The 23,725-nt window shown below is 54.8% G+C and carries 16 protein-coding genes and 1 tRNA gene; 10 read left to right on the top strand and 7 right to left on the bottom strand.

Annotation, left to right across the window (positions count from 1 at the left end; translation table 11 throughout):
• Positions 1-268: 268 nt before the first annotated feature.
• On the top strand, positions 269-961 hold the full coding sequence (locus FF011L_RS22315) for a hypothetical protein (RefSeq protein WP_145354180.1): 693 nt from the start codon (positions 269-271) through the stop codon (positions 959-961).
• 266 nt (positions 962-1,227) lie between these two features.
• Here FF011L_RS22315 and FF011L_RS22320 read toward each other — a convergent pair whose 3' ends face one another.
• A complete protein-coding gene (locus FF011L_RS22320) occupies positions 1,228-2,988 on the bottom strand; it encodes an alanine/glycine:cation symporter family protein (RefSeq protein WP_218932811.1) in 1,761 nt (586 codons plus the stop codon).
• Positions 2,989-3,352: 364 nt separating this feature from the next.
• Positions 3,353-3,425: transfer RNA gene (locus tag FF011L_RS22325), tRNA-Phe, on the bottom strand.
• 207 nt (positions 3,426-3,632) lie between these two features.
• On the opposite strand from FF011L_RS22325, the gene FF011L_RS22330 reads away from it, so the two are divergent.
• The 3 genes from FF011L_RS22330 to FF011L_RS22340 all read left to right on the top strand — a co-directional run bounded on the left by FF011L_RS22330 (position 3,633) and on the right by FF011L_RS22340 (position 7,685).
• Positions 3,633-5,246, top strand: a complete 1,614-nt coding sequence (locus tag FF011L_RS22330; protein ID WP_218932812.1) for a HEAT repeat domain-containing protein — start codon at positions 3,633-3,635, stop codon at positions 5,244-5,246.
• Positions 5,247-5,273: 27 nt separating this feature from the next.
• Positions 5,274-6,320 (top strand): hypothetical protein, encoded by a 1,047-nt coding sequence (locus FF011L_RS22335; RefSeq protein WP_145354182.1) that lies wholly within the window; start codon positions 5,274-5,276, stop codon positions 6,318-6,320.
• Positions 6,321-6,641: 321 nt separating this feature from the next.
• Entirely contained in the window at positions 6,642-7,685 is a 1,044-nt protein-coding gene (locus tag FF011L_RS22340; RefSeq protein WP_218932813.1) for a glycosyltransferase family 2 protein, read from the top strand.
• Positions 7,686-7,776: 91 nt separating this feature from the next.
• Here FF011L_RS22340 and FF011L_RS22345 read toward each other — a convergent pair whose 3' ends face one another.
• From FF011L_RS22345 to FF011L_RS22365, 5 genes are read right to left on the bottom strand one after another with little or no spacing between them, the layout of a single operon-like run.
• Positions 7,777-8,934 (bottom strand): Gfo/Idh/MocA family oxidoreductase, encoded by a 1,158-nt coding sequence (locus FF011L_RS22345; protein WP_218932814.1) that lies wholly within the window; start codon positions 8,932-8,934, stop codon positions 7,777-7,779.
• Positions 8,931-10,208, bottom strand: a complete 1,278-nt coding sequence (locus tag FF011L_RS22350) for a class I SAM-dependent methyltransferase (protein WP_145354185.1) — start codon at positions 10,206-10,208, stop codon at positions 8,931-8,933. Before FF011L_RS22350 ends, FF011L_RS22345 begins: the two co-directional genes overlap by 4 nt.
• A gap of 11 nt (positions 10,209-10,219) precedes the next feature.
• On the bottom strand, positions 10,220-11,341 hold the full coding sequence (gene rfbG / locus FF011L_RS22355; RefSeq protein WP_145354186.1) for a CDP-glucose 4,6-dehydratase: 1,122 nt from the start codon (positions 11,339-11,341) through the stop codon (positions 10,220-10,222).
• A 5-nt stretch (positions 11,342-11,346) separates the two neighbouring features.
• Positions 11,347-12,111 (bottom strand): glucose-1-phosphate cytidylyltransferase, encoded by a 765-nt coding sequence (gene rfbF / locus FF011L_RS22360; protein WP_315851717.1) that lies wholly within the window; start codon positions 12,109-12,111, stop codon positions 11,347-11,349.
• 29 nt (positions 12,112-12,140) lie between these two features.
• Complete coding sequence (locus FF011L_RS22365; RefSeq protein WP_145354188.1) at positions 12,141-13,535, bottom strand: polysaccharide biosynthesis protein; 1,395 nt, start codon at positions 13,533-13,535, stop codon at positions 12,141-12,143.
• 342 nt (positions 13,536-13,877) lie between these two features.
• Between FF011L_RS22365 and FF011L_RS22370 the strand changes: the two genes are divergently transcribed.
• The 6 genes from FF011L_RS22370 (at position 13,878) to FF011L_RS22395 (ending at position 23,597) form a co-directional block, all read left to right on the top strand.
• Positions 13,878-14,534 (top strand): MotA/TolQ/ExbB proton channel family protein, encoded by a 657-nt coding sequence (locus FF011L_RS22370; RefSeq protein ID WP_145354189.1) that lies wholly within the window; start codon positions 13,878-13,880, stop codon positions 14,532-14,534.
• Positions 14,535-14,582: 48 nt separating this feature from the next.
• Positions 14,583-15,062 carry an ExbD/TolR family protein gene (locus FF011L_RS22375; protein WP_145354190.1) on the top strand — a complete coding sequence of 160 codons (480 nt, stop codon included), beginning with the start codon at positions 14,583-14,585 and terminating at the stop codon, positions 15,060-15,062.
• 4 nt (positions 15,063-15,066) lie between these two features.
• Entirely contained in the window at positions 15,067-15,546 is a 480-nt protein-coding gene (locus FF011L_RS22380; RefSeq protein WP_145354191.1) for an ExbD/TolR family protein, read from the top strand.
• Positions 15,547-15,712: 166 nt separating this feature from the next.
• On the top strand, positions 15,713-19,123 hold the full coding sequence (locus FF011L_RS22385) for an outer membrane protein assembly factor BamB family protein (RefSeq protein WP_145354192.1): 3,411 nt from the start codon (positions 15,713-15,715) through the stop codon (positions 19,121-19,123).
• 44 nt (positions 19,124-19,167) lie between these two features.
• Positions 19,168-21,525: an ABC transporter substrate-binding protein gene (locus tag FF011L_RS22390; protein ID WP_145354193.1), complete on the top strand. Its 2,358-nt coding sequence runs from the start codon at positions 19,168-19,170 to the stop codon at positions 21,523-21,525.
• A gap of 23 nt (positions 21,526-21,548) precedes the next feature.
• Positions 21,549-23,597 carry a hypothetical protein gene (locus FF011L_RS22395; protein WP_145354194.1) on the top strand — a complete coding sequence of 683 codons (2,049 nt, stop codon included), beginning with the start codon at positions 21,549-21,551 and terminating at the stop codon, positions 23,595-23,597.
• Positions 23,598-23,725 lie beyond the last annotated feature (128 nt).

The raw sequence follows: 23,725 nt of genomic DNA on the forward strand, positions 1-23,725 counted from the left end.
GAGGGACTTCTCAGGCCATGCAAACCTGGCAGCGAGCCTCATTTTAGCGTCTCCCCCCCAGCCCTGCCTCTTTCTCCCCTCCGCTAACGACCGATTTTAACAATTAAGCCATCTTTAGCGGCATTGATTTGGAGGAAACACAAGGAAGCCAGGAACCAATTCCGAGTCGCCAGCGGAGGTGACCTAACGTTTTATAGACACCGGGGGGAGTCGAATTGTTTGGCCGTTGATGGCCGTGGTACCGACATTTACCTGTGAGACCAAGTTAATGGGCTTTCTTAAACGCATCCTCCGAAGCACCGGACCTGAAGGCGCTGTCAATACAGACCCGGCGGGGAGCTTTGAGCGATTGAGCGATGAAGAACTACAAGCACACATGGGAATCGACCGATATGATTCATTTTACCTAACCAACGCGATTCGCCCCTCGTACGACCTGCAAGTTATCCCTCGCCAGGGATTCCGGCATGACGAGTACCGGGACGACGCCAGCGGTGCCAGGGTCCCCGTTCTAATGGCTTCGGCTTCACGACCGGATCTACTGGACCTGTTCCTGGAATTGATCGATCCCCTTGGACCGGTTGTCGATGTTGTTCTGGAAACAAGTCACCATGCCACCGCAGGGCACCAGGATTTGTATCGCGAACATATCGATGTCCCCGTGTTAAAAAGCACGCTTTTGGAATTCGAAGACCTGCTGCTGAATGATGGTTGCACCGGCATCGCTGTCGTCAATCCTCAAAAGCAACAAGAGGTCCAGTTCGACGAACACAAGATGTTAATCGCGTACGGACATCCTTTAAAGGAATTCGAACGGGTCTTGATTGCGGGAGACGTTTTCCCTGATCCCGACATCCGGTTCATCACCGAAGCGGAACACGTGCACAGCAGCACCGACCGCTACATCCACGATTTCGAAATCCTCAAATCCCGCCTGGGAATGGATTCCGACTGGAACTAGGGAAAAGCGTTTGCCCTGTCCAATTTGACCAGCCCCGATCATTCATGGAATGCAATTGCATTCCACAGTCGATCTGTAAGAGGGCTGCTTACCATCGCCATCAGCGGCGATGTGCATCCATTGACCTGCGTATTTAATACATTGCGCATCTAACGGCCAGCCTGCATCGCACGATGCACGCCACTCCGCATCAATCGATTCGCACTGCGGCGAATCGACTGGAAACGTCTTTGTCGCCCGCTTCCTTGAAGCGGACAAACTAGGTCCTAAGACTGCGATTCGCGGTACGCTTCGGCCTGCCGGTCGAGGTCCCCGGAAGTGTATCGCTGCCAATACATATCAAGTCGCCGTTTGACGACTCCGCTAAGCAGAAAAACGCCTAACAGGTTTGGCAGGCACATTCCCAGCAGCATCAAGTCCGAGAATGCGAGCACGTTTGTCGCTGCGATAATCGACCCCAGAAACGTGAAGAGCAAGAAGATAAATCGATAGACGATCGAACTGCCCGCACCAAACAACTGCACAAACGATCGCTCGCCGTAGTACGACCAAGAGATACACGTACTAAATGCGAACATAACCACTGCCATGAACAGGACGTAGCCAAACCACTCATGGCCGCCATCGCGGAACGCCGCCAAAGTGAGTGCGGCCCCTTCTTTGGCCTCGATAACATCGGCGTTTGCGGGGTCGACGTGTGCTTGACTGACAATGATGACCAATGCAGTGGTCGTACAGACAAGGACCGTATCAATGAACGGTTCCAGCAAGGCGACAATCCCTTCGCTGATCGGTTCATCCGTTTTCGCCGCGCTATGAGCAATCGGAGCAGAACCGACACCGGCTTCATTGCTAAACGCCGCTCGTTGAATACCGATCACCATGACTCCCACCACCCCGCCATAACCGGCTCCGGGGGTAAAGGCTTCCGTGAAGACGGATGCCAACGCGGCGGGAATTTGTTCTGTGTGAGCAAACAGGATGTACAACGCGGCCAACATATAGGCCATACACATCAAAGGAACGATCGCCCCGGCCACACGTCCAATCGACTTAATGCCACCGACAATCACCACTCCGACCAGCACCGTCATCAGCAACCCGTAGACCCAAGGGTATTGGTCAAGGAACGTGATATCGGTTCGGATGGCCGCCAGCGACTGATTGATCTGGTAGGCATTTCCGCCACCAAAACTGGCTCCAATACAGAGAATCGCAAAGATAAAGGCGAGCACTTTGCCAAGAACCGGCAGGCCCAATTCGGTTAGGCCCTGTTTCAGGTACCGCATCGGCCCTCCCAGCACATGCCCTCGACTATCGACGGTTCGATACAGCTGTCCCAGAGAACACTCTGCAAACTTAGTGCTCATCCCCACCAACCCAACAACGATCATCCAGAACGTCGCTCCCGGACCTCCCAGCCCAATCGCAACGGCGACGCCGCCGATGTTTCCCAGGCCAACCGTTGCGGACAACGCCGTGGAGAGGGCCTGGAAATGGGTCACTTCGCCCGGTTCATCTGGATTGTCGTATCGACCGCGAGCCAACTGAATCGCATGCCAGGGGGCCTTCAGATTGATGAAACCCATTCGAATCGTCAGAAAGACTCCGCCAAGCAGCAACCAGGCCACCACAAATGGAACACTTGTCCCCAGCCAACCGGGATGCGCTTTCCCACTGGAATCTTTCCAGGGCCCTGTATAGAAATCGAAAAAGATGACCGTTTCAACAGGAGCCACAACATACTTGCCGAAGAAGTCATCGATATTAGCCTGCCAATCCGGCGCTTCGGCTTCTTCAGCGGCCGCCTCTGGATCCACTCCGTCCGCAGCCGCCTCAGGTCCCGCGGCTTCAACGTCCACGGCAACCACTTCCTCGGCCACAACCGCTTCCTCGGTGGCCCCCTCATTCGCGCCGACATCCTCCTGCCCAAGCAAGGGGCTGGTTGCCCAACTGCCTCCCGCCACAACTAAAAAAAGAAACAGGATCAAGCAAGGAACACGGCGTCGAAATTCAAGGTCAGTCATCATCCATCCGGGCGGTGACAAAGTACACGAGGGGATCGCTAACGATTCCCATGATTATTGATGAGCGTATATTAACGGGAAACCACATGCGTTTGGACCGCACACTTCACAGGTTCTTCAACATTTATTCTGTGGGGGCCAAAATCACAGCAAACGACCTGCTAAGAACTGCCAGTCTGCAGTTAGGATTGGTGGGTAAAGGACCAACCACCGTTGCGATTGCAGCAACAAGTGGCGAACGCCGGGAAGATGGCTGACAAAACAGCTCCGTCCGGCAAGGGCTCTCAAATCAAGAAACGACGAGAACGCTGAATCGAGGAAGGCTTAGCAAAGCCTTTGCAACAATGAAGAAGAAAAAAAGCAGTGGTCAGGGGCGGGCTCGAACCGCCGACACACGGATTTTCAATCCGTTGCTCTACCAACTGAGCTACCCAACCAAAGCAGGCTGTTATACTAAGTGGCGACCCTGTTTTCTGTCAATCGGTTCGACGAAAAGAGAAGCAGGAAGGTACAAAGAAGTTTTACTGGTCACGTTTTCGTTTATTTTCCGCGGTATTCTGTCGATGCAAGCCACTTTTTCTCGCTCAAAAAATCCGGTTTCTTGGAAAAGGTCAGCGATTTTTTTTGGGCTTGTCAGCATTTTCTTGCCTCTCCAGGCATCCGTTCACGCAGCCAAGCCGACCGATCCACAGGTTCAGGCGATGATTCGCAAAGGAATTCAATTCCTCCACAGCGAAGAATCGATGAAAGGGCTGGGCCATCGTGAGGGGTCCGAAATGTTGATCGCCTATGCGGTTTTCAAAGTGGACCACGAAGAAAACGACCCGATCGTCAAGCGAGGCCTGGATCAAGCGATCCGCTACGCGGGCCAAAGTGCCAGCCAAATTCGAAATCACACCTACGCCAATTACGAGATGGCCGTCGCCATCCTCCTGCTGGCAGAAGTCGATCCCGTCAAATACGAAAACGAAATCCGTAAACTGCGCGACGTCTTTGTCTCGGGACAGCGGGGGCACGGCGGGTACGGATACTACAGCGAGCAGGCGGGCGATATTTCGCAAACCCAATACGTGATGCTGGCGCTCTGGACGCTAGACAAAAATGGGTTCCAAATCCCGACCAATGCGACGATCGGAGTGACAACTTTTTTCCTCCGGACCCAGGCTCCGCAAGGAGGATGGGGATACAAGGGGAACGTGGCCCCCAAAGTCGGGCAAAAAATCCCGCAGGACAATCGAGTCGGTGAAACGCTGACGATGGGCGGTGCAGGCAGCCTACTGATCGCTGGTGAATTGTTCGGATTCTGGGAATCCCCCAACCTGGACCCTGCCCTTGCCGAATTGCCGATCGCTTTCAAACCTGCCGAAAGTGAAAAAGAAAAAATGCTGAAAGCGGCTGAAGCAGCCGGCATCAAGCCTGCTCTGCTGCTTGGCTCGGTCTCGCAGGCCGATCGTTTCCTCGCCAATCCTAAGGGGGGGATCCGGCTGCGTGATTACTACAAGATCTACACGATGGAGCGTTATCGCAGCTTTGTCGAAATCGCGACAGGCAACATCGTTGAAGAACCGGACTGGTACAACAAAGGGGTCGCCGACCTGAGATCCAAGCAATCGGATAACGGGGCTTGGGGGATCAAAGATGCCTACGGCAGCGGCGGTGCCGTGAATGATGAACCGGCAGTCGCGACCGCGTTTGCCATCCTGTTCCTAATCCGAAGCACCAAGAAATCGATTGTCTCCTTCAGCCAAGCGACCGCTCGCGGCGGCCAGGGGCTCCCTAAAGACGCCAGCGAAATTCGCATGGAAGGTGGCCAAGTGAAAGGTTCACAGGTCGCCGGAGCCGTTGACGGGTTGTTGAACCTGCTGGAACAAGATGGGGCCGACGAACTGGACGGCCAGTCGATCCCCGAAGACCTCAAACTGGCGACCGAGCCCGAAGCCCGCCGCAAACAACTGGACCGTTTGATCCGCTTGGTACGGGGCAGCCAATCCTGGCAAGCGCGCCGCGTCGCAGCCCGAGTCCTAGGGCAAAGCGGGGAACTTCGCGTGGTCCCAGCATTGATCTATGCCTTGAGCGACAATGACACCTACGTCAGGCGATTTGCCCGCGATGGCCTGCGATTTGTCAGCCGCCGCTTTGACGGATTTGGAATGCCAGACAAACCGAACGCCACCGAAATCAAAGCGGCTCAACAGGCTTGGCGCGATTGGTACTTAAGCCTTGACCCAGGCTATGTTTTCCTTGACGCTGATTCGTGATCCAATCTTCTCTCGACATTTAAACCAATGAACGATCCTCACACCGATCCCGAATCCGATCCCATTATCGATGCGGAAGCCGTTTCCGACGACGAATTAGTCGTGGAAGCCGAAGCCGTTGCCGACGATGGAATCGAGGAACTAGCCGTTGCCGAAGTGGTTCCACAGGTCGTTTCTCCAAAAGCGATAAAACCACTTAAACCGACCGAAGGCCCGAACCTAAAAACTTCCCGATTCGATTCGGTTAGTTCTTGGTTGATGGCCCTGGCCCTGTTCGTGGGGATTTTCGTCACCCTGTTGTTTGTGATCTGGCTGACTCGCAATATGAAATTTGCGTCCAAGCCGTTCCCACCGATCATCGAAGAAGCGGCTGGCCGAGGCGACAACGCGGAAGGCTTTGAACGCGACTTTGAACCTCCAGGCGCCGAAGAGGTTGAAGAACTAACGGAACCCACGTTGGCGGACACTCTTGAAGCGGTCACCGACGCCGTCAGTAGCGTGGCCGCATCGCTGGACACGATGAACACCAACGCACCGGCCAGCACCGCTGGCACAGGCTCCGGGGACAGCCGGCCGCCCGGCCCCGAAGGAGAGGGCGAAGATATTGTTCCGCGTTTCGAACGCTGGCGATTGAATTTCAAAGCCAAAGACGTTTCCTCGTACGCCAAACAACTTGATTTCTACAAAATCGAATTGGCGGCCGTCGGTGGCGGAGTCCAAGGGGTCGACATCGCTTCGAACCTCAGTGGCGGAGGCAAGAAACGCAAAGTGGACACCGAAGATCCGGCCGCTAAACGGCTCTATTTCAGCTGGACCGACCCCTCGGTCAACTTCGCCGCCTGGGATGAACAACTGCTAAAGAAAGCAGGCGTTCCCCTGGGAGGAAAGCGAATTCGGATTCAACTGATTCCTGAAAATCTAGAAAACGAGCTAGCCCATATCGAACTCGCCTACGCGACCGAAAAAGGACATCCCAGCGTGACCGAGATCGCTCAAACCGTTTTCGAATCGACCGGATCCGGCAATAGCTTTAAGTTTGAAGTCATCGAGCAACGGTACCGCAAAACGAAGTAGTCGCTGCCAAAATCAACAGCGACGATCGTCTCACCGCAACCAACCGCTCCAACGGTCCTCACATCACTCCTCCATACCTCTAAGGCGGAAGCGATGTAACGAAACATGAAAACAACACCGTTCGAACAGGTCAGTGGTTTCCTAACAGCCACCGCATGGCTTGCTGGCGTGACCGTTGCATGACGCTATTTCCGAATATCTCTCAAACCGTTTTTTGATTACAAGCGGGCAAGCCAAACCAGCGTTCTGTCGTGATCAGTCAACGGTATCAGAAGACATCGACTCCCCTACCCTTATAACTTTGACGGCGAAGGTCGATTGTTGCCTGCTTCTACCCCTTGTTTATCGATCTGCCTGCCGACTTACTCTCGCGCCGACTTGCTGGAACGATGTCTAACGGCGTTGCTCCCCCAACTGGATCCGTACGCGAATAAGATCGAGTGCATTGTTAGCGACAATGCTTCACCCGATCACACGCCAGAGATCATTGCTAAGTTCGCAAAACATCCTTGCCTCCGTTCTTTCCGCAACGAAACCAACCTGGGAATTTTGGGAAACATCACAACCGTGGTGACCCAATATGCGACGGGCAAATACGCCTTCCTAATCGGGGACGATGACATCGTTCTCCCCGGGGCCATTGAACGGATCATGAATATCCTGCAGCGACCGGACGCCCCCGATTTGGTCGCTCTAAATGTCGGGTACCAAGACGGCGAGCACCGCCCGCAGGCGGCTGAACTAGCCGCCTTCTTACAAACCATGACGATGACCAAAACGTTGCGACCACATGCGGCCAGTGGTCGTTATTCGTTATCGGAATTGCTGACCGGTCCCGACGCCGACTTCACTGCGTCCTACAGTGTCATCATTCCTCGGCAGTGGTGGTGTGACGAATTCCCAACACCCTTCCTTGATGCTCCGTTTACCGAAGTCCGCAACACCTACCCACACGCGCACCTGATCGCCAAGCGGATGGGTAACCAGCTGGGAGAACTGATCGCGGAACCGTCCGTTCTGATTTTCGAAATGCCAGCGAACGAATTTAGTTGGTCAAAATACCGTGGCATCGTGTCAACGTTACACTCCGTTTCGCTGCTCAAAGAATTCAGCAAAAACGGCGTACCGCAAGAAACCTTGGCTCCCTACTTCCTGAACCTTCTGCAGCACCGCAGTGCTTTTCTGGGCGATCTACTATGGGATCCGGATTGCGCCGGTGGCTGGCGTGAAGCGATTCGATACGGATGGGATCTTAAACGACATCCCTACGAACTGCTGCGCTCATTTGCCATCGCTGGGCTCCACCCAAAATCCCCGCGATGGTTGCGTTGGTTGGCGGAATCAAGACTTAAAAATTCGCAGTGAGCGCCCTCTGTTGAAAAGGGATAATCAAATCGCCAGCGTGTGATTTTTCTGTCGTCGTTTCACGACCGCATGTTCGCGCCTTGGGCCACCCTTATCGCTTTCCTAAATCATCAACTATTTGGGTTGCCCATTGGCGGAATCGTGCAGGCGACTTCAACAGAGCGTTGGCCTCGGTTCGGCTTAATTCGGGAAACCAACGATCGATCAATCGATTACGATGTTCGGGGCAGTCGATATCAAACGCGTTATCCCGAACCAAGCGATTTAACTGGTTCTCTTGTTCGGCCTGCAGACGCGCACTCAAAGCCTCTGTCCATTCGACCGAATCCAGACAACGATCAACGGAGGCTTCCCAATCTTCATATGCCGTTTGCCCATGGGCGACCTCCAAGAACCGCCGGAGCGAACGTGTTAGTGGTCGCTCGCCACACAGCGGATTGTCCGTTCTCTTGACTCCGGCAAGCGTCCAACCGGGCTCCACTGCAAAATCGATCCCTCGCTGCTGCGGTTCGATCCAAAACCGACGCTCCCTTGTTTCCGCTCTTCGACTAAAAACCGACTCGACCAAGACCTCCTCCCCCCATCGACATTCAACTTGTATTTGCTCTGGGGAATAAGTCACCGATTCGATCGATTTCAAACGCCAATCCGGGCGCACGACGTTTAACAGGCTCCAGACATGGGGAAACATGTCGGTGATGTAGTCGGTCGTTAACTCGGGCGACTTCCGTTCGCCATGGCGAATTTCCTGCCACGGGTCGCACCAACGGATCTGTATTTTGTCGGGAATACATCCGGCCACCGATCGCGAGAAATCTCGAAAAAACCCCGCATGCATCAGCGGCAACTCGACTCCCAAAGGCGTCTTTTGTTTCGCGGCCAACGCCTGCAACTGCCCTGCTTCCCGCGAAGACGTCACCAGCGGTTTTTCACACAAAACAGGAACTTTCGCATCCAGCAATAACTGACAGTCGGCAAAATGCTGCCGCGGCGAACTGGCCACCACCCCTGCAACCAATTCACTAAAAGGAATTTTGCTGCGTGGTACTAAAGAGACGTTTTCCCACTGCTGGTTATCCAGATAAACCTGAGCCGCTTGCGGAGCATGATCGGTTACCCAGAAAATCGAATCGATCTCTGTCGTCCCTTTTCCATTTAGCTGGCTTACCAGATCCCTCAGGACCGTCAGTAGAACCCGCGCCCAGCGACCTCCACCGATCACAGCCATCGCTTGACGTTTGCTGTTCAAACCGCCTTGACCTCTGGCATCGGCATCCACAGTTCACTCTGCAATCCTCGTTCACGCAACTGTGGCACGATTGAATCGGCGTAGTGCCACGCGAACAGAAACACGACCTCCGGCTGCTCATCGAACAGCCGTTGGTTGTTCACAATCGGGATATGCATTCCGGGCAGGTATTTCCCGATCTTTAAAGAAGCGGGTTGTTCCGCTAAGTACGGGATCATATCGGGCCCGATTCCGGCAAAATTCAAAAGCGTGCTGCAACGTCCTGGACAAGAATTCCCAACAACCCTTTTCCCCGCTTCCAATTTTTCCAAGATGGTTGCCAACAATCGATTCTTCAAACCGATAGATCGATTGCGAAAATTCGCGTAATAGTCAGGGTTCAGCAACACCTTCTCTTCTTCACGCAGCAACTCGGCGACTCGGCCACTGGGGAGCGCGTTCTTTCCTTTGGCTACGGTCACGCGGATGTTCCCCCCGTATCGACTTACGCGCGCCGCGTCGACGACGGTGAAATCATAATAGCCAAACAGAGTGACGAGCGCCTTTAGCGAATAGGTCCTAAGATGTTCGTGGTAGATCGTATCGAACTGCAGTGAATCGATCACAGGCAACAGGTAGTGGTTCTCCAGCAAGAAAAAACCGTCATCGGCAACCAGGCTTTCCAAGCCTTCGATGAAGTCTCCCATCGCGGCCATGTGGGCAAACACGTTGGTTGCCGTGACCAGCTGAGCCTGCCCATGACTGGCGACCAACTGTTCGGCGACTTCCACGTTAAAGGGGGCCTGGACGGTATCGATTCCCTCTTCGCGAGCAAATCTGGCAATGTCCGTTGGTTCGACCCCTGCGACCCGCATTCCTCTTTGACGAAAATACGTCAGCAGCGTCCCATCATTACAGCCAACGTCGACAACCAAGGCATCCTTGGACACCCCGCAATCCGCGATCACGTCAGCCGCCAGTTGTTCCTGATAAGCCGCCAATTCGCGAGTCACGCCCGTCCGATAGGGATAGTTTTGGTGATAAACCACCTCACCAGGAACGACGTAGTCAAGCTGCGATAGCGTGCATTCGGGACACCACATCTGACGAAGCGGATAGCTATTTTCTGGCTGCTGAAGTTGCTCCTGCGTCAGCAACGTATCGCACAGCGGCTGATGCCCCAGATCAAGCACTTCCTGCAGCGATTGCGACCCGCAGACCTGGCAAGCGCTGACAGGGCCGGAGGCAATATTATGTTGCGGACGTTCCGAATTCGCTTTATTTGCGGCGGTCATAGAACAAGCTATTAAGTCGAAGTAGAAGGAGATTCTTGAGTGCCTGCAGCATACTGTGTGATCTGTTCCCGAGTTAGGGTTCCAGGTTCCCTTCCATCGGCAAACCCTCGATACCACTCGGCAGTTTTCCGTATCGTTGTTTCAAAATCCCAGCGTCCCGCCCACCCCAACCGCTGCTGAGCACGATCGGTTGCCAGGAACAACTGGCCCGCTTCATGCCAGCCTTCTGGAGGCGTATCGAAGACTCGCTGCAGTTCAGGCCATTGCTGCTGGAGGGCGCCCACCACATCGGCGACCGAACGATTCGAACCACGGCAGGGCCCGAAATTAAACGCTGTTGCCAAATCCTCAACCTCGCCTGCTTTGGCTTCCGCAAGCTGCCTTGCCAGCGATAGATACCCATCCAACGGGTCCAGCACATGTTGCCAAGGTCGTGTGGACTGAGGGTAACGCAGCCGAATGGGCTGATCGGCCTGAACGGCGCGAACGCAATCCGGGATGATCCGGTCCGGAGCCCAGTCCCCGCCACCGATCACATTACCAGCTCGCGCGGTCGCGATTCGCACAGGGCTAGGGGAGGCATGATCGGTTTGCGAAAAGTAAGACTGCCGAAACGCGTCGACAGCCAATTCGGCCATCGCTTTACTACAGCTGTAGGGGTCACGTCCTCCCAGACGATCGGTTTCAACATACCCCGCATCGGTTTCAATGTTCTCGTAACACTTGTCGGTCGTCACAACGACGACAACGCATGGTCGGTCCCACCCTCGCAGGGCGTCCAGCAGGTTTGCAGTCCCCATCAGGTTTACCGCAAAGGTTTCCAGCGGCTCGCGGTAGGACTGGCGTACCAGGGGCTGAGCTGCGAGATGAAAGATCACATCTGGATTCGCTTCCTTGACCGCCTGCCGAAACATGCTGGCATCGCGAACATCGCCGACAACGTGCTGAATTTTGTCGGCCTGGCGCAGCGCGGCAAAGAGCGACGGATCCGTAGACGGGGCAAGCGCGTACCCAACCACATCGGCTCCCAGTTCCAGCAACCACTCCACCAACCAAGCCCCTTTGAAGCCGGTATGTCCGGTGACTAGTACTTTGCGGCCTCGATAAAAATCGGCATGGACTGAATTTGTCACCCGGATCACCAGACTTTCCAAGGAGCTTGGTTCGTATCCCACAATCGATTTAGATATTGGTACTCGCGATACGTATCCATCGCAAAGAAAAAGCCATCGTGCTGGTAGGCCACCAATTCCCCTTCTTGGGACAGACGCTGCAGGGGTTCCTGTTCAAAGACACAGGAATCATCGCCCAGCCGATCGATCACCCTGCGGTCCAGGACAAAGAAACCAGCACTCGCCCATGCATCCGACTGCGGTTTCTCGCTGAACTGTTTAACCAAACCATTGGGTTCCAGGTCAAGCATTCCGAACCTTGAAACAGGGCGCATCGCCGTGATCGTCGCCAATTTACCATGCTGTTTGTGAAACGCGACCAAAGCCGTCAGATCAATATCCGCGACCCCATCGCCGTAGGTCACCAAAAACAAATCGTCATCGATATACCTAGCAGCACGTCGAATACGCCCACCGGTCATCGTAAGATCCCCGGTTTCGGCCAGGGTTACCGAAAAGGATTCCGTCGCCAGCGGTTGATGAAAATCGATCGCCTGCTGGTTCCCCAGCTGGATCGTAAAATCATGGTTCATCGCGTGGTACTGCAAGAAATACTCTTTGATCATCCGCCCCTTATAGCCAAGGCAAAGCACGAAATCATCGAAGCCATGAGCGGCATACATTTTCATGATATGCCAGAGGATCGGACGACCACCGATTTCCACCAATGGCTTGGGACGGTACTCGGTCTCCTCTCGCATCCGAGTCCCCTGCCCGCCGCATAAAATCATGGTTCTCAAAGGTTCAATTCCTTAAAACGTTAATGCCAACGTTGGCGAATCTTTCGCCAAACAAAAATGGCTAGCGGTAATTTAAACAGTGCGTTTGCGGCCAAATAACCTGCCGCAACCCCGACGGCTCCAAAGGGTTTCACCAACGCCAATACCAGCAATCCATTCAAAACGTCGCCAGCCAAAGCCCATTTAATATAGGGGGCTGACAGATGGCAATGGACGTATCGCCAAAGGGATTCCACGACGAAGACGACCAGAATCGCCAGCGACAGCAGGAACACCGGAAGCGGCGAGAGCAAACGGTCGCCAATCTTTGGCAGGAAAGCGTCTAACAGCAGGACCAACACGTTCACCGCGACCAAGGCCACCAGCAAGATTCCGAGCGCGACACAGGAGACACGGCGGAAAACCCGATCAAGTTCACTGAAATTGCGGCGGGCGATCAAGCTTCCAAATAGCGGCATCCGAGCACGGACCCAGCTCCCGCTCGCTTCCAGCAAAGTCCCTAATACCTGCCACGTCATCCCCATCCGTCCGGCAGGAATGGGGCCGTGAAAATAAAACAGCACGGGGACCAACAGGTAGGCATTAAAAAAGCCAAAAAAGCCTTTGACCGTCATCCGCCATTGAAAGGGCCAGACCTCCTGAAACCACTGAAAATCAACGACAACGGGCTGCCGCCATAAACTGACAAAGAAATTCCGGTAGCGGCCCCCTACAAAAGCGGCTTCGCAGCCGACTCGGACGACCGAAACGATCGCCGGCACCCAAAGCCCCGCCCCCATCGGAATCGAGATCCAAACCGCCATGGTCCCCAGCACCGAACGCGTCAGCTGGTTTTTATAAACGGGCTGCACCTGATGGCAACCTTCCAGGACCGCCATGCAAGGAGAGAGCAACAAACTGAAAGAAGACCCGAGGACCACTGCAAGCCAGGGCCACTGCCAAGCGATATTCTCCGATTCACGTGGGCCACCAAAAAACCAGAACCCAGCCGCCGCGACGACAAAAAAGGAGAGCACGGCGGCGATCAGGTACCACCGCATCGCGATCCTGAACAAACTGCCCAGCCGCGACCGACGGCGGCGATCCCCCACAACATATCCGTCCCCAGACAATTCCAGACCATCCCATTCATGGCTGGTTGAATTGATCAAGACCTGTGGCAAGGACAGTTCGAAGAACATCTGCAGACCAACCACACTCCCGAAAGTGTAGTAGTAGCCCTGCATTTCTTCTGAAAAGTAATGGGCGATCAGGAGTAGCGTGACGGGACCGGCGGCGAATTGCCAGCCGCGCACGCAGATCGCAAAAAAGACCGCCTGATTGACCTCCAGCCGATTCAGCATCCGCCGCGGCCAGCTCCGCCGAGGCGGTTCGGCAATCGGTTCGGGCGGCAAAGGAGGCGTCTCGCTGGGCATCGGCGGCTTTCGGAGCCAAAATGAAGTCAAGGCTCAACGACGAACATGGCAATGCCCTCCCGCCGCACCCTCTCACTCAAGATGCGATGGGAACAGTACAATGCCGTTTCTACGTTGAATCGACCAATATAGTTCGTGAACTTCCGACCCATCGTGGGCGAAAGAAGCCGATCGAGCGGAACTTCACCTGCATTTGTGACGAGAACCCTTTAGTATCCTCGTCCGATTCGGGACTTTTTGATTAAACTGAACCAACTAGTACCACTTCTACTTCGCACAATCCTGGTTTGACGTCCTTCAGACGTTTCCTGACACTAAGCTTCCGATAGAGGAACCGACAGCATGTTGCTTGCCGCAGATGATGGACTGAATCTTTACATGCTCATCTCGAACTCGACGTACCTTGCGTTGGGGTTGGTGGCTCTATGGGGGTTGTACTGCATCGTCGTGATTTGGACTCGAGTCTCGAACAAGCGTTTCAAAAACGAAGCGGCTCAAGACGCCTTCTTAGATGAAGTCGATCCGGCCCTCCGCAGCGGCGATTTCGAAACCGCAGCGATGCTTTGCGAAGGGGACTCGCGAGCGATCCCGCAAATGCTTGAATTGGCCATCGCCAATCGTGAACTGGGATATGGTCGAGTCCGTCAGGTGGTCCTCGATCGCTTTCAGCGCGACGTTCTCTCCGACCTTGAATACCGGCTCAGCTGGGTCAGCACCGTGATCAAAAGTGCTCCGATGATCGGGCTGTTCGGAACGGTTTTTGGAATGATGGGGGCGTTCAAGACCCTCGCAACGGCCGAAAGTGTGGAACCTTCTGCATTGGCCGGTGACATTCAGGTCGCGTTGGTGACCACCGCCTCGGGCCTGGCGATCGCGATTCCACTGATGATTATCGTCGCCAATATCAATATTAAAATCAGCAAGATGGAAGACCTGGTGGGCACCGGCCTGACCCGCTCTTTCTCAGCCCTTAAAGAGGGAATGCAGCGAGAAGGCTAAGCCCTTTTCGAGATCCCCGCTTCCGGTTTCAAACTGCAGAATCATCGCATGGCTTCGGTACCAGACACGATTGACGACGACGAAGAAGACGCCCCGATGCAAATGTCGAAGGGGAAGCGTCCCGATGAAGAGATGGACATCACCCCGATGATTGACATCACCTTTCTACTGCTCATTTTCTTTGTGGTAGCTTCGAAGATGGACCCCACCCAAACGGGGAGAACACCAACCGCCGATGCTGGACTTGCGGTCTCCGCAAAGGATTCGGCGGTCATCTTTGTCGAACGGGGAAGCGAGGACGCCGCCATCCTCAGTCGCTCCGACAAAAGCAAATTCATCGACGACGAAGACGCACAGACCCTGGAAGTCATCGAATACGTACAGAAAGAATTGGATGACGGGAAGCAGCAGGTCATGATTCTCGGAGACTACGACGTTTCGGTTGGCGAAATCGGCCGGGTCCGCAAAATGGTCGGTGACAATTTCCCGGATCTAGACACCACCTACATCGCCGTTAAAGAGGAGTGAAAGCATGTCGGATCCCAGTGCAGACCTTCCTGACGAACCGCCACCACTACCGCGTAAAAAACGGGAAGATGGCGAACTAGACATGACCCCCATGGTCGACGTCACGTTCCTGCTGCTGATCTTTTTCATGGTGACCGCATCGTTCAGTTTGCAAAAATCGATCCCGATGCCCCGCTCCCAAAGTGACCAGCCCAGCACAAACCAACAGGACGAAGAAGAAGACGATTTTGAAACCGTGACCGTCGAAATCGACGAATTCAATGGCTACCTCATTATCGCTCCGACCTTTGAACGCGAATGCGCCAGCAAACTAGCCATCACGACGGGCTTAAAAGAAGCCTATAACCCGAGCGCAGGGGGCATGCGATTGTCCATCACTTGCCACAAGAAGGCTCGCTTACAAAGCCTGGTCGACGTCATGGACGCAGGCACCATCTCCAATTATGGCGAACTACAAATCACCGAAGTCGAAGAACTTAACTAAGAAGATGTTCGCAAATAAGCTACCTAGTTAATGGAACAACACCAGTTTTCTGGTTTCAGAAATACCAGAGATCTTGGTCTCGTCCGTTACAATTGAATCCGGCCGCTTATGTGTGTGGACGGTCCCAAATCGATTCCAAGCTGACTCCTTATCACCCTGAAAGCCGATGCTGGCCAACGAACTGATCGATCTTCTCGAGCGACGCGGGTTGCTGGACCAAGAAATTATCGAAGCCCTGCGCGATCAACTGGCACAAAGTGGTGCCAAGGTGACGCCTGAAGCGGTTGCGAAACTTCTTGTTGACAATAAACACCTAACGCGTTTCCAAGCAACCAAGCTGATTGGCGAGCTCCGTTCTGGAGAATACGAATCGGAAGCCGATGCGGTACAGGCCAACGAATTGGCGGATGATCTGGACTTATTGGATGACAACGCTGACGATGGCGAAGAGGTCATGGCGGTCCTCGATGAGGACGACGATGTCGCCGAAGCGATCGCAATCGACGATGACGAAGTCGCCGAAGCGGTAATGGTCGAAGACGACGATGTCGCCGTCGCGGTAGCCGTTGATGATGACGAAATCGCCGAAGCGGTCGCCGTCGATGGCAGTGGCCCCAACAAGACAACAGCGCGCCGAAAACCCCAGCCAGAGAAGAATATCTGGGACTCGTTTAAGATCTACGGTGTCGCCGGGATCATCCTGATGCTGATCGTCAGTGGATTTGGCCTGTGGTGGGTCATTTCAGGGCAGGACGCAGGCGACTTCATCAAGAACGCAGACTCGCTGTACGATTCCACCAGCTACGCAGAAGCCCGCGAGCAATACGAATCGTTCGTTAACAGCTATGGCACGACCGACCCAATCAATGCGTCTAAAGCGCGAGTCCGAATCGCGACGACCAGGATCTACGAAGCGGTCGGCAACGCCGATCCAACCGACGCACTGACGGTCGCAAAAGCGGAACTGCCAGCGGTCCAGGAAGAACAGTTTATGGCGGACGAGCGTCCCGCACTCGCTGACACGCTGGTCGCCGTCGGCGAAAACATCGCCGACAAGGCCGAAGATGCAGAACAAACCGAAGAGAAGAAAACCTTCTTGGCCGGTCTGGATGACTTGATCGCGATGACACAAAACGCGAAATTTGTCACCTCGGTCTCTCGCCAAAGCCTTGCCACACGGCTGACGGAACTGGATGAATCCCGGGCGCGTATCAATCGCACCATCAACCGTAACATTCGTCTGGATGAAACGGTTGCGGCGATGACGAAATTTCTAGAAGGTCGCGAAACCAAACCGGCCTACGATATTCGCAAAAGCCTGCTCCGGGATTACCCCGAACTGGAAGAGAACGAATCGCTGCAAACTCTGATCGAACAGGCGAGCGGAATCCAGCAAGAACTGGTGGAATCCCTTTCCACGCTCCCCGAATTGCTTACCAGTGACCCGCTGTCGAGCGACCAAAAGACGATTGTTCTGACCAATCGCGTCGGTCCGGGCGTCCCCGGCTTGGCAGGCCGCGTCGTCTACTTCCAAGTACGTGGTTCCGTCCTCGCCTTTGCAGCCGATACAGGACAAAACCTCTGGCGACGATTTGTTGGCTATCGGAATTCCCACCTTCCAACCCCGCTTGGAGAACGCCCCGAAGAGGGAGTCCTGCTAAGCGATGGAGCTCGCAGCGAAGTCCAACGCCTGTCGGGTGATACCGGTGAAATGAAATGGCGGTCGGTGATTGGCGAAGCATTTAACCCACCTCAAGTCGAGGGCGAAAACGTCTTCCTTTCCACGAATAGTGGTCGAGTCCTGGCGTTAGACAGCTTCAGCGGCGAGGTGCAGTGGGGCGTCCAATTGCCTCAAGAAACACAGGTCCCTCCCGGCGTACTTGACCGTTCTACACGGCTCTATCAGGTCGGCAATCACAGCAACCTTTATGTCCTAGACGGCAAGACCGGAAAAGCGATCGAATCCTACTATCTCGGTCATACCGAGGGCTCGGTTCGCGTTTCGCCCGTGGCATTACTAGGGCATCTGTTTGTGGTCGAGAACATCGATCCTAAAAATTCTCGGATTCATGTCTTGCGAATGAACGAATCGGGCGATGGTCTGGTCCGTGCTCAAGCCCCGATCCTGTTGACCGGGAACGTCATCACTCCGCCCAAACAACAGCGGCGACGATTGATTGTTCTGACCGACCGCGGTCAAGTCAAAGTCCTGGACATCGAACCGACGGCCGAAAACGAACAGGTCACCGTGATGGCCGAACAAGTCGCTTCTTATGAGTCGCCCACCGCGACCCAGATGGAAGTCGATCAAACACAAATGTGGGTCACTGGGACTCGAGTCAATCGCTATGAATTGCAGATGAGCACCGGGCGAATTGTCTTTTCATGGACAAAACATGCAGGCGATTCGTTCATCGCTCCCCCAAAGATGCTGGACGATATCCTCTTCCACGCACGCATTCTGAAGGGGACCAAAGGCGTTCGCGTGACGGCCGTTGATCCAACGACCGGCGACATGCGATGGCAGAACGACGTCGGGGTCCCCGTGTCGATGCTGACTCCTACCAAGGGCGGCGTGCACGCGATTACTTCGCAAGCGGGACTATACATGCTTGATGGGGAAGCCTACCGGGAAGGCATTTCAGGCACCCCGATCGAAAACCCCGGTGGACAAGACAGTTCAACTCTTCGCTTCGAGAATCCGTTTAAGGTGACCGATGATGTTACGTTGTTGCTGAACAAAGAGGATTCGGGCCAACTGGCGGTCTACAACCCAACACGCCGCAGTGAAACCTTGCGAATCATCAAACTGAACATCGGCTTGGCGAAAGCAACCGCCCCTCCAATCGCGACGGCCGGCGGACTGATGTTGGCTTTGAACAATGGACGTATCTTGCTAAAGAACTTCCAGACCGGGGTCAACCTTGGCAGCCCCTTCCAACCTTCGGCACCTCCCGAAGCGGACATCGACTGGTATGACTTGGTCCCACTGCCAAACGACCCAGAGCAAATCGTCCTGGGCGATGACCGCGGGAAACTATTCCGAATTCGAGCCGGCGACCAATTGCGGGCGCTAACCGAAGTCGACAACCCCATTAAGTTTTTGGGCACGATGACAGCGATCGATGACACGCTGTTTGCGACAACCGGTGGCCCCGCTGCCGATGTGTTGCTCCGCTACGACATCAACAAGCTAACAGAGACCGGACGAACCACCTTGGAAGGTCGCGTCCTGTGGGGCCCGGTTCGCATGGACCAAAACATTTTGATCCAAACCGATGACGGAAAACTAAGAGCCATGGATGCGAAGGGAGAAGCGGTTTGGACGCTGGACATTCCACCGGGCGTTCCTGTCGCTCCGCCCACAATGATCGCGGGCCAATGGGTGATGGCTGGCGAACCAGGCTGGTTACTGGCAATCGACCCAGCGACCGGAAAGATCACCGGTCAGATCGATTTCGGCGAACCGCTGTCGGCCGCTCCACTGCCGGTCGGTGCTAACAACCGGTTGTTCGTCCCCGGTTCTGAAGGGGTGATCTACATCACCGATCTGCCAACCGGAGGGGCTTCAGAGTGATTTCAATTTCAAACATTGGGCGACGGCACAGCCAACAGAGTGCCATGACACACCAGCCATTATTGAATGGTTTCTGGAAGTCTGCGATTGTTGGCATTGCCGTCTTGGCCTGCAGTTTCCCGACCACCCTACATGCCCAAAAAAACAATAACTTCGGACAATCGGGAGCTCCCGAGGCCGAAGGAATTGAGCTTCTGCAAACCGAAGCTTATGACATGATTCGAGTGAAGGATTCCGCCAAAGGTGGATGGGCAAAAGTCCTCCCCCTACCCTTCCCTGGTCGCAAACTGCCGCGAACGACTCCGCAAGGATTTCTAGAGGTTTCGATCCTCGGACTGCCCGGCAAGAAATTCAAGATTGCCTGGAAAGACATCGAAGCGATCGACCTCTGGGAAGATCGCCTGGCACGGGAAACTCGCGAGCGAATTGCGAGCGGCGATTTTGATGGCGCCTATCCGTTCATGGCGGTCATGATGCGAGACCTTCCCGAAAATGCGACGCTGGCCGAACTGCGAGCAAACTATCTGCTCCGCGACGGGGCTTCGCATTACCAAAAGAAAGAATGGAAGGAAACCTTAGCGATCCTTGAAGAACTGCGTCGCTTTGATCCCAAATTCCAAACCAAAGTGGTGCTTCAGAAAATCAACGAGATCATCGACACACTGATGGAATCGATGCTGGAAGCGGATGATCTGGAAAACGCCCAAAAACTGCTCAGCCGAATTTCCGGTGATTACAAGCCCAGCGAGATCCCGACGATCGAACGCTGGAACGCTCAGTTTTTGGCGATGGCAGAAGAAAAACAAGCCGCAGCGATCGCTGCCCGCGACAAAAAAGACTTCCGGGCCGCTCGAAAATTGGCTCGCGACAGCCTGCACATCTACCCCAAAGTTCCAGGTGGAATCGAACTGGTCAAACAGATCGACACGTTATATCCACTGGTTCGCGTGGGCGTCCTACAACGAGCCACCGTCATCGACCCCACCCAACTGGACAACTGGCCCGCACGACGCGCCGGCGAACTGGTTTATCGGCGTCTATTCGAAATGCGCGGCGTCGGCCCCGAGGGTGGCGAATTTGAATTCCTGTTTGGTGACACCGAACAAAGTGACGATCGCTTGGAATTCGATCTGAATTTTTCACCGAATGGAACCGAACCACCGCTCGACAAAATCGATGCCTATCAAGTTGCCGATGCGTTGGCCGCGCGCGCCCAACGGACCTCCCCGCTATACGACCCGGCCTGGGCCAGTTCCGTCGAAGGGATCTCCGTCACCAGCCCGCGTGAGATCCAATGCCTGCTCCGCCGTCCGCACGTCCTTCCCGCCAGCCTGTTGCAGGTCTGGGTTGACGGAACCTGGATCAGCGACGACCCCAAAACACCGACCGGCGCCTACAAACCGGACGTCCGTGAAGAGAACCTGACGCGCTACGTCCTCACCCAGCGAAACAAAGATTTCCCGACTCAGCCACGCGAGGTGGTGGAAGTCGATCAAATCAATGCAGCGGATTCCGTGTCGGCACTGCTCCGTGGCGAAGTCGATGTTCTGGACCGCCTGTTCCCTGCCGACGCAGAACGCCTGCGAGGTTCAAAAAAGGTCCGCGTCGGGCGTTACCCTTTGCCCAGCGTTCACATGCTGATCCCCTGCAGCGATCACCCTTACCTTGCCGAGCGTACCTTTCGCCGAGCCTTGATCTATGCGATCAACCGCGAAGATATCCTCACGGGAGAATTGCTTGAAGGCAAAACGGTCGAAGGCTGCCGCGTTATCAGTGGCCCGTTCCCATCGGGTACCGAACCGGACGACCCTTTGGGTTATGCCTACAACGAATCGGTAAAACCGCGGCCCTATCAGCCACGTCTGGCAAAACTGCTAATGGAAATGAATCAGCGGCAGATGAAATCGGAAGCGGAAAAGAAGAAAGAAGAAATGCCCGCGATGACGCCGATCCGGATCGCCGTCCCCGCCGACAATGTTGCAGCCATCGCGGTTCAAGCGATCAAAACCCAACTGGAACTTTTGGATGTCTTTCCAGTCGAAATCGTCGAACTGCCCCCCGGCGAATCGATGCCCAAAGAAGGGACGGCCGATTTGGTTTATGTGGCGGCTTCGATCTGGGAACCAAGTATCGACGCACGGCGACTGCTAGGACCAAACGGCTTGGCAGGCAGCCAAGATCAATTGGTCGGTTTGGGACTGCGAAGGCTGGAAACCGCCAGGAACTGGAAAGAGGTTCGTGACCGCCTTCATGACCTGCATCAAACCAGCAATCACGAACTTCCCATTCTGCCCCTTTGGCAACTAGTCGATTCCTATGCGTACCGCAACGAAGTCGTTGGAATCGGTCGCGACATTGTCTCGTTGTACCAGAACGTCCGACGCTGGCGTCTCGCGCTGTAGCCTCAGAACCCAAGCCAATTAACATGTTTCGCATTATTGTCTGCTCCGGGCTAAGCTTGTTCATGCTGCTTTCGTCAGCAACGGCCCAAGGCAAAAAACCCAAACAAGAAGCCACATGGGATTACGATCCCTACAACATGTTGGTTTGGGTTTTGGACACCAACGGAGACGACCTGACGGACGAACTGCGGCAACCGCTTCGCGACTACCTGGATTACGATTTCTCTGCGCTCTGGCGTTTGGATTTGAAGAAGGCTCCGCCAATTGTCCAGGTCGCTGCGTTGCGGGATCTGCAATCGGTCCAATTCGAACGCCTAACCGCTTCGGACCCCGTCTTGGCGGTCCGCAAGAACCATCCTGACGCTCCGCGAATCCGCACGGCCCTTAGCGCCGGTCAATATGTCAAAAGCATTTATGCGACGGCCGACATGCAAAAGGATGTCTTAGACCGAGCCCAAGGGATCCTGCTGCATCCAGCGCGCGGGCGCTGGGAACGGATGATCAATGAAGCCTTGGTAGCGATGGATTTGAACCCAGCAAAATACCGGGCGATCAATATCGCCATGCTAGACGTGCTGGAAGGAACATCGAAGGTCGACGTCCCGCTACTAAAAAAGATGACTCAACCGATCATCGATTCAACGGTCGACATGGAGGATGGCCCCACCGCTGCGGAAGTCCAGCAAGGTCTGCAAAAGCTATTTCAAGAAATGGAATTGATCGCTGAGGTCAGCAACGCCGACCTGCACGGAATGCGTGACGTGATTAAAACCGAAGGCTTTCCAAATCAAGATGCCGTGCTAGCCAGCTGGGCTGCAGAAGGAACCGAATCGCTGCTCATTCCTCGCGGCATGGCGGCAGAACTGGACGACCCCGCTCCCAAAATCATCCCCTTGGATATTGCTGGGCTGATGGGCGAGAATTTTGACAACTACGACAAAATCTTTATTGTCCGTATCGACCGCCAATCGATTCCCATCGATGTTGCCGTCATGGAGATCGATTGTGTGATGCGATTGCCCGGCCCAATCGTGCGCAAGAAAGTCCTTAACGAACAGCGATTGGTCGCCGCGATCGGCGAAGCGATGACAGCCAGTTTCGGTCCCATCATTCGCATCGAAGATGCCGCAACCAAATTGATTACCGGCCGGGTGAGAGGTGCAGGCCTGATTACGGACCCCGATTCCCCCGCCGCGATCAAAGTAGGCGATCTACTGCAACCGGCGGTCCGCAAAGACGACCGACAAGGGGATCCTCTGATTCTTGAAGCCCTCGACTGGGCCTATCTAAAGGTCAACAAAGTCGACGGTGCCAAGCTGGAGATGGAGCTTTTCGCAGGCCGCGCAGGAGGGCTTCAAGGACGCAAGAACAGTCGCACCCATCGGTTGGCTTTTCGGATCCGCCCCTACTATCCAAACACGGTCATTCGCTTGCACGCTCAAGGGAAATCCGACGAACCGCTTCAGGGTTACGAACTTTACGAAAAAGATCTGGAAACCAATGACATGTCCTTTGTCGGGCGGACCGACTGGGATGGTCGCCTAGTCCTTGAGAAAAGCGATTCGCCACTGCGTCTGATGTACGTCAAAAATGGTGGAGCGGTACTTGCACGGCTCCCCTGTGTCCCCGGACAAGATCCGATCGCAACGGCTGACCTAATGGGCGATGACCCCCGGCTGCAAGCCGAAGCGTACATCCGAGGCGTGCAAAATGCGATTATCGATTTGGTAGCCCTCCGGGAACTGCTGTCCGTTCGTATTCGGCTTCGCATCGAAAAAGGGAACGTCGTGGAAGCTCGCGAACTGCTGGAATCACTCAGGGAACAACCAACCTACGAGATTCTATCGACCGACATGCGAAACAAACGCCTGGAACTGGGAGCCCCCTCGCGTCAGCAGACAGCGATGATCGACCAGCTGTTTAAGCAGACCTTTGACATGCTCGGCAAGCACATCGACGAACGAATCATTCGTCAACTAGAAGTCGACGTAGCCAACGCCGAAGAAAAGGCTCGCAACGGAGCCGCAAAAAAGCCGGCCGAAGAGCCAGCAGAAGAACCCAAGGAATCGTAAACGGCTGCAGCGTCGCAGGAAGCTAGCCGCACTTGTCGCTCTTCAACTAGCGGAACGGCGCAAGCCGTCCGGCCGCACCACCAAGAACCTTGCTTCTCACCAAACCGATCCAAGCGGCCGCGCAATAA

The sequence above is a fragment of the Roseimaritima multifibrata genome, from assembly GCF_007741495.1.
In the GTDB taxonomy this organism is placed as follows: Bacteria; Planctomycetota; Planctomycetia; order Pirellulales; family Pirellulaceae; genus Roseimaritima; species Roseimaritima multifibrata.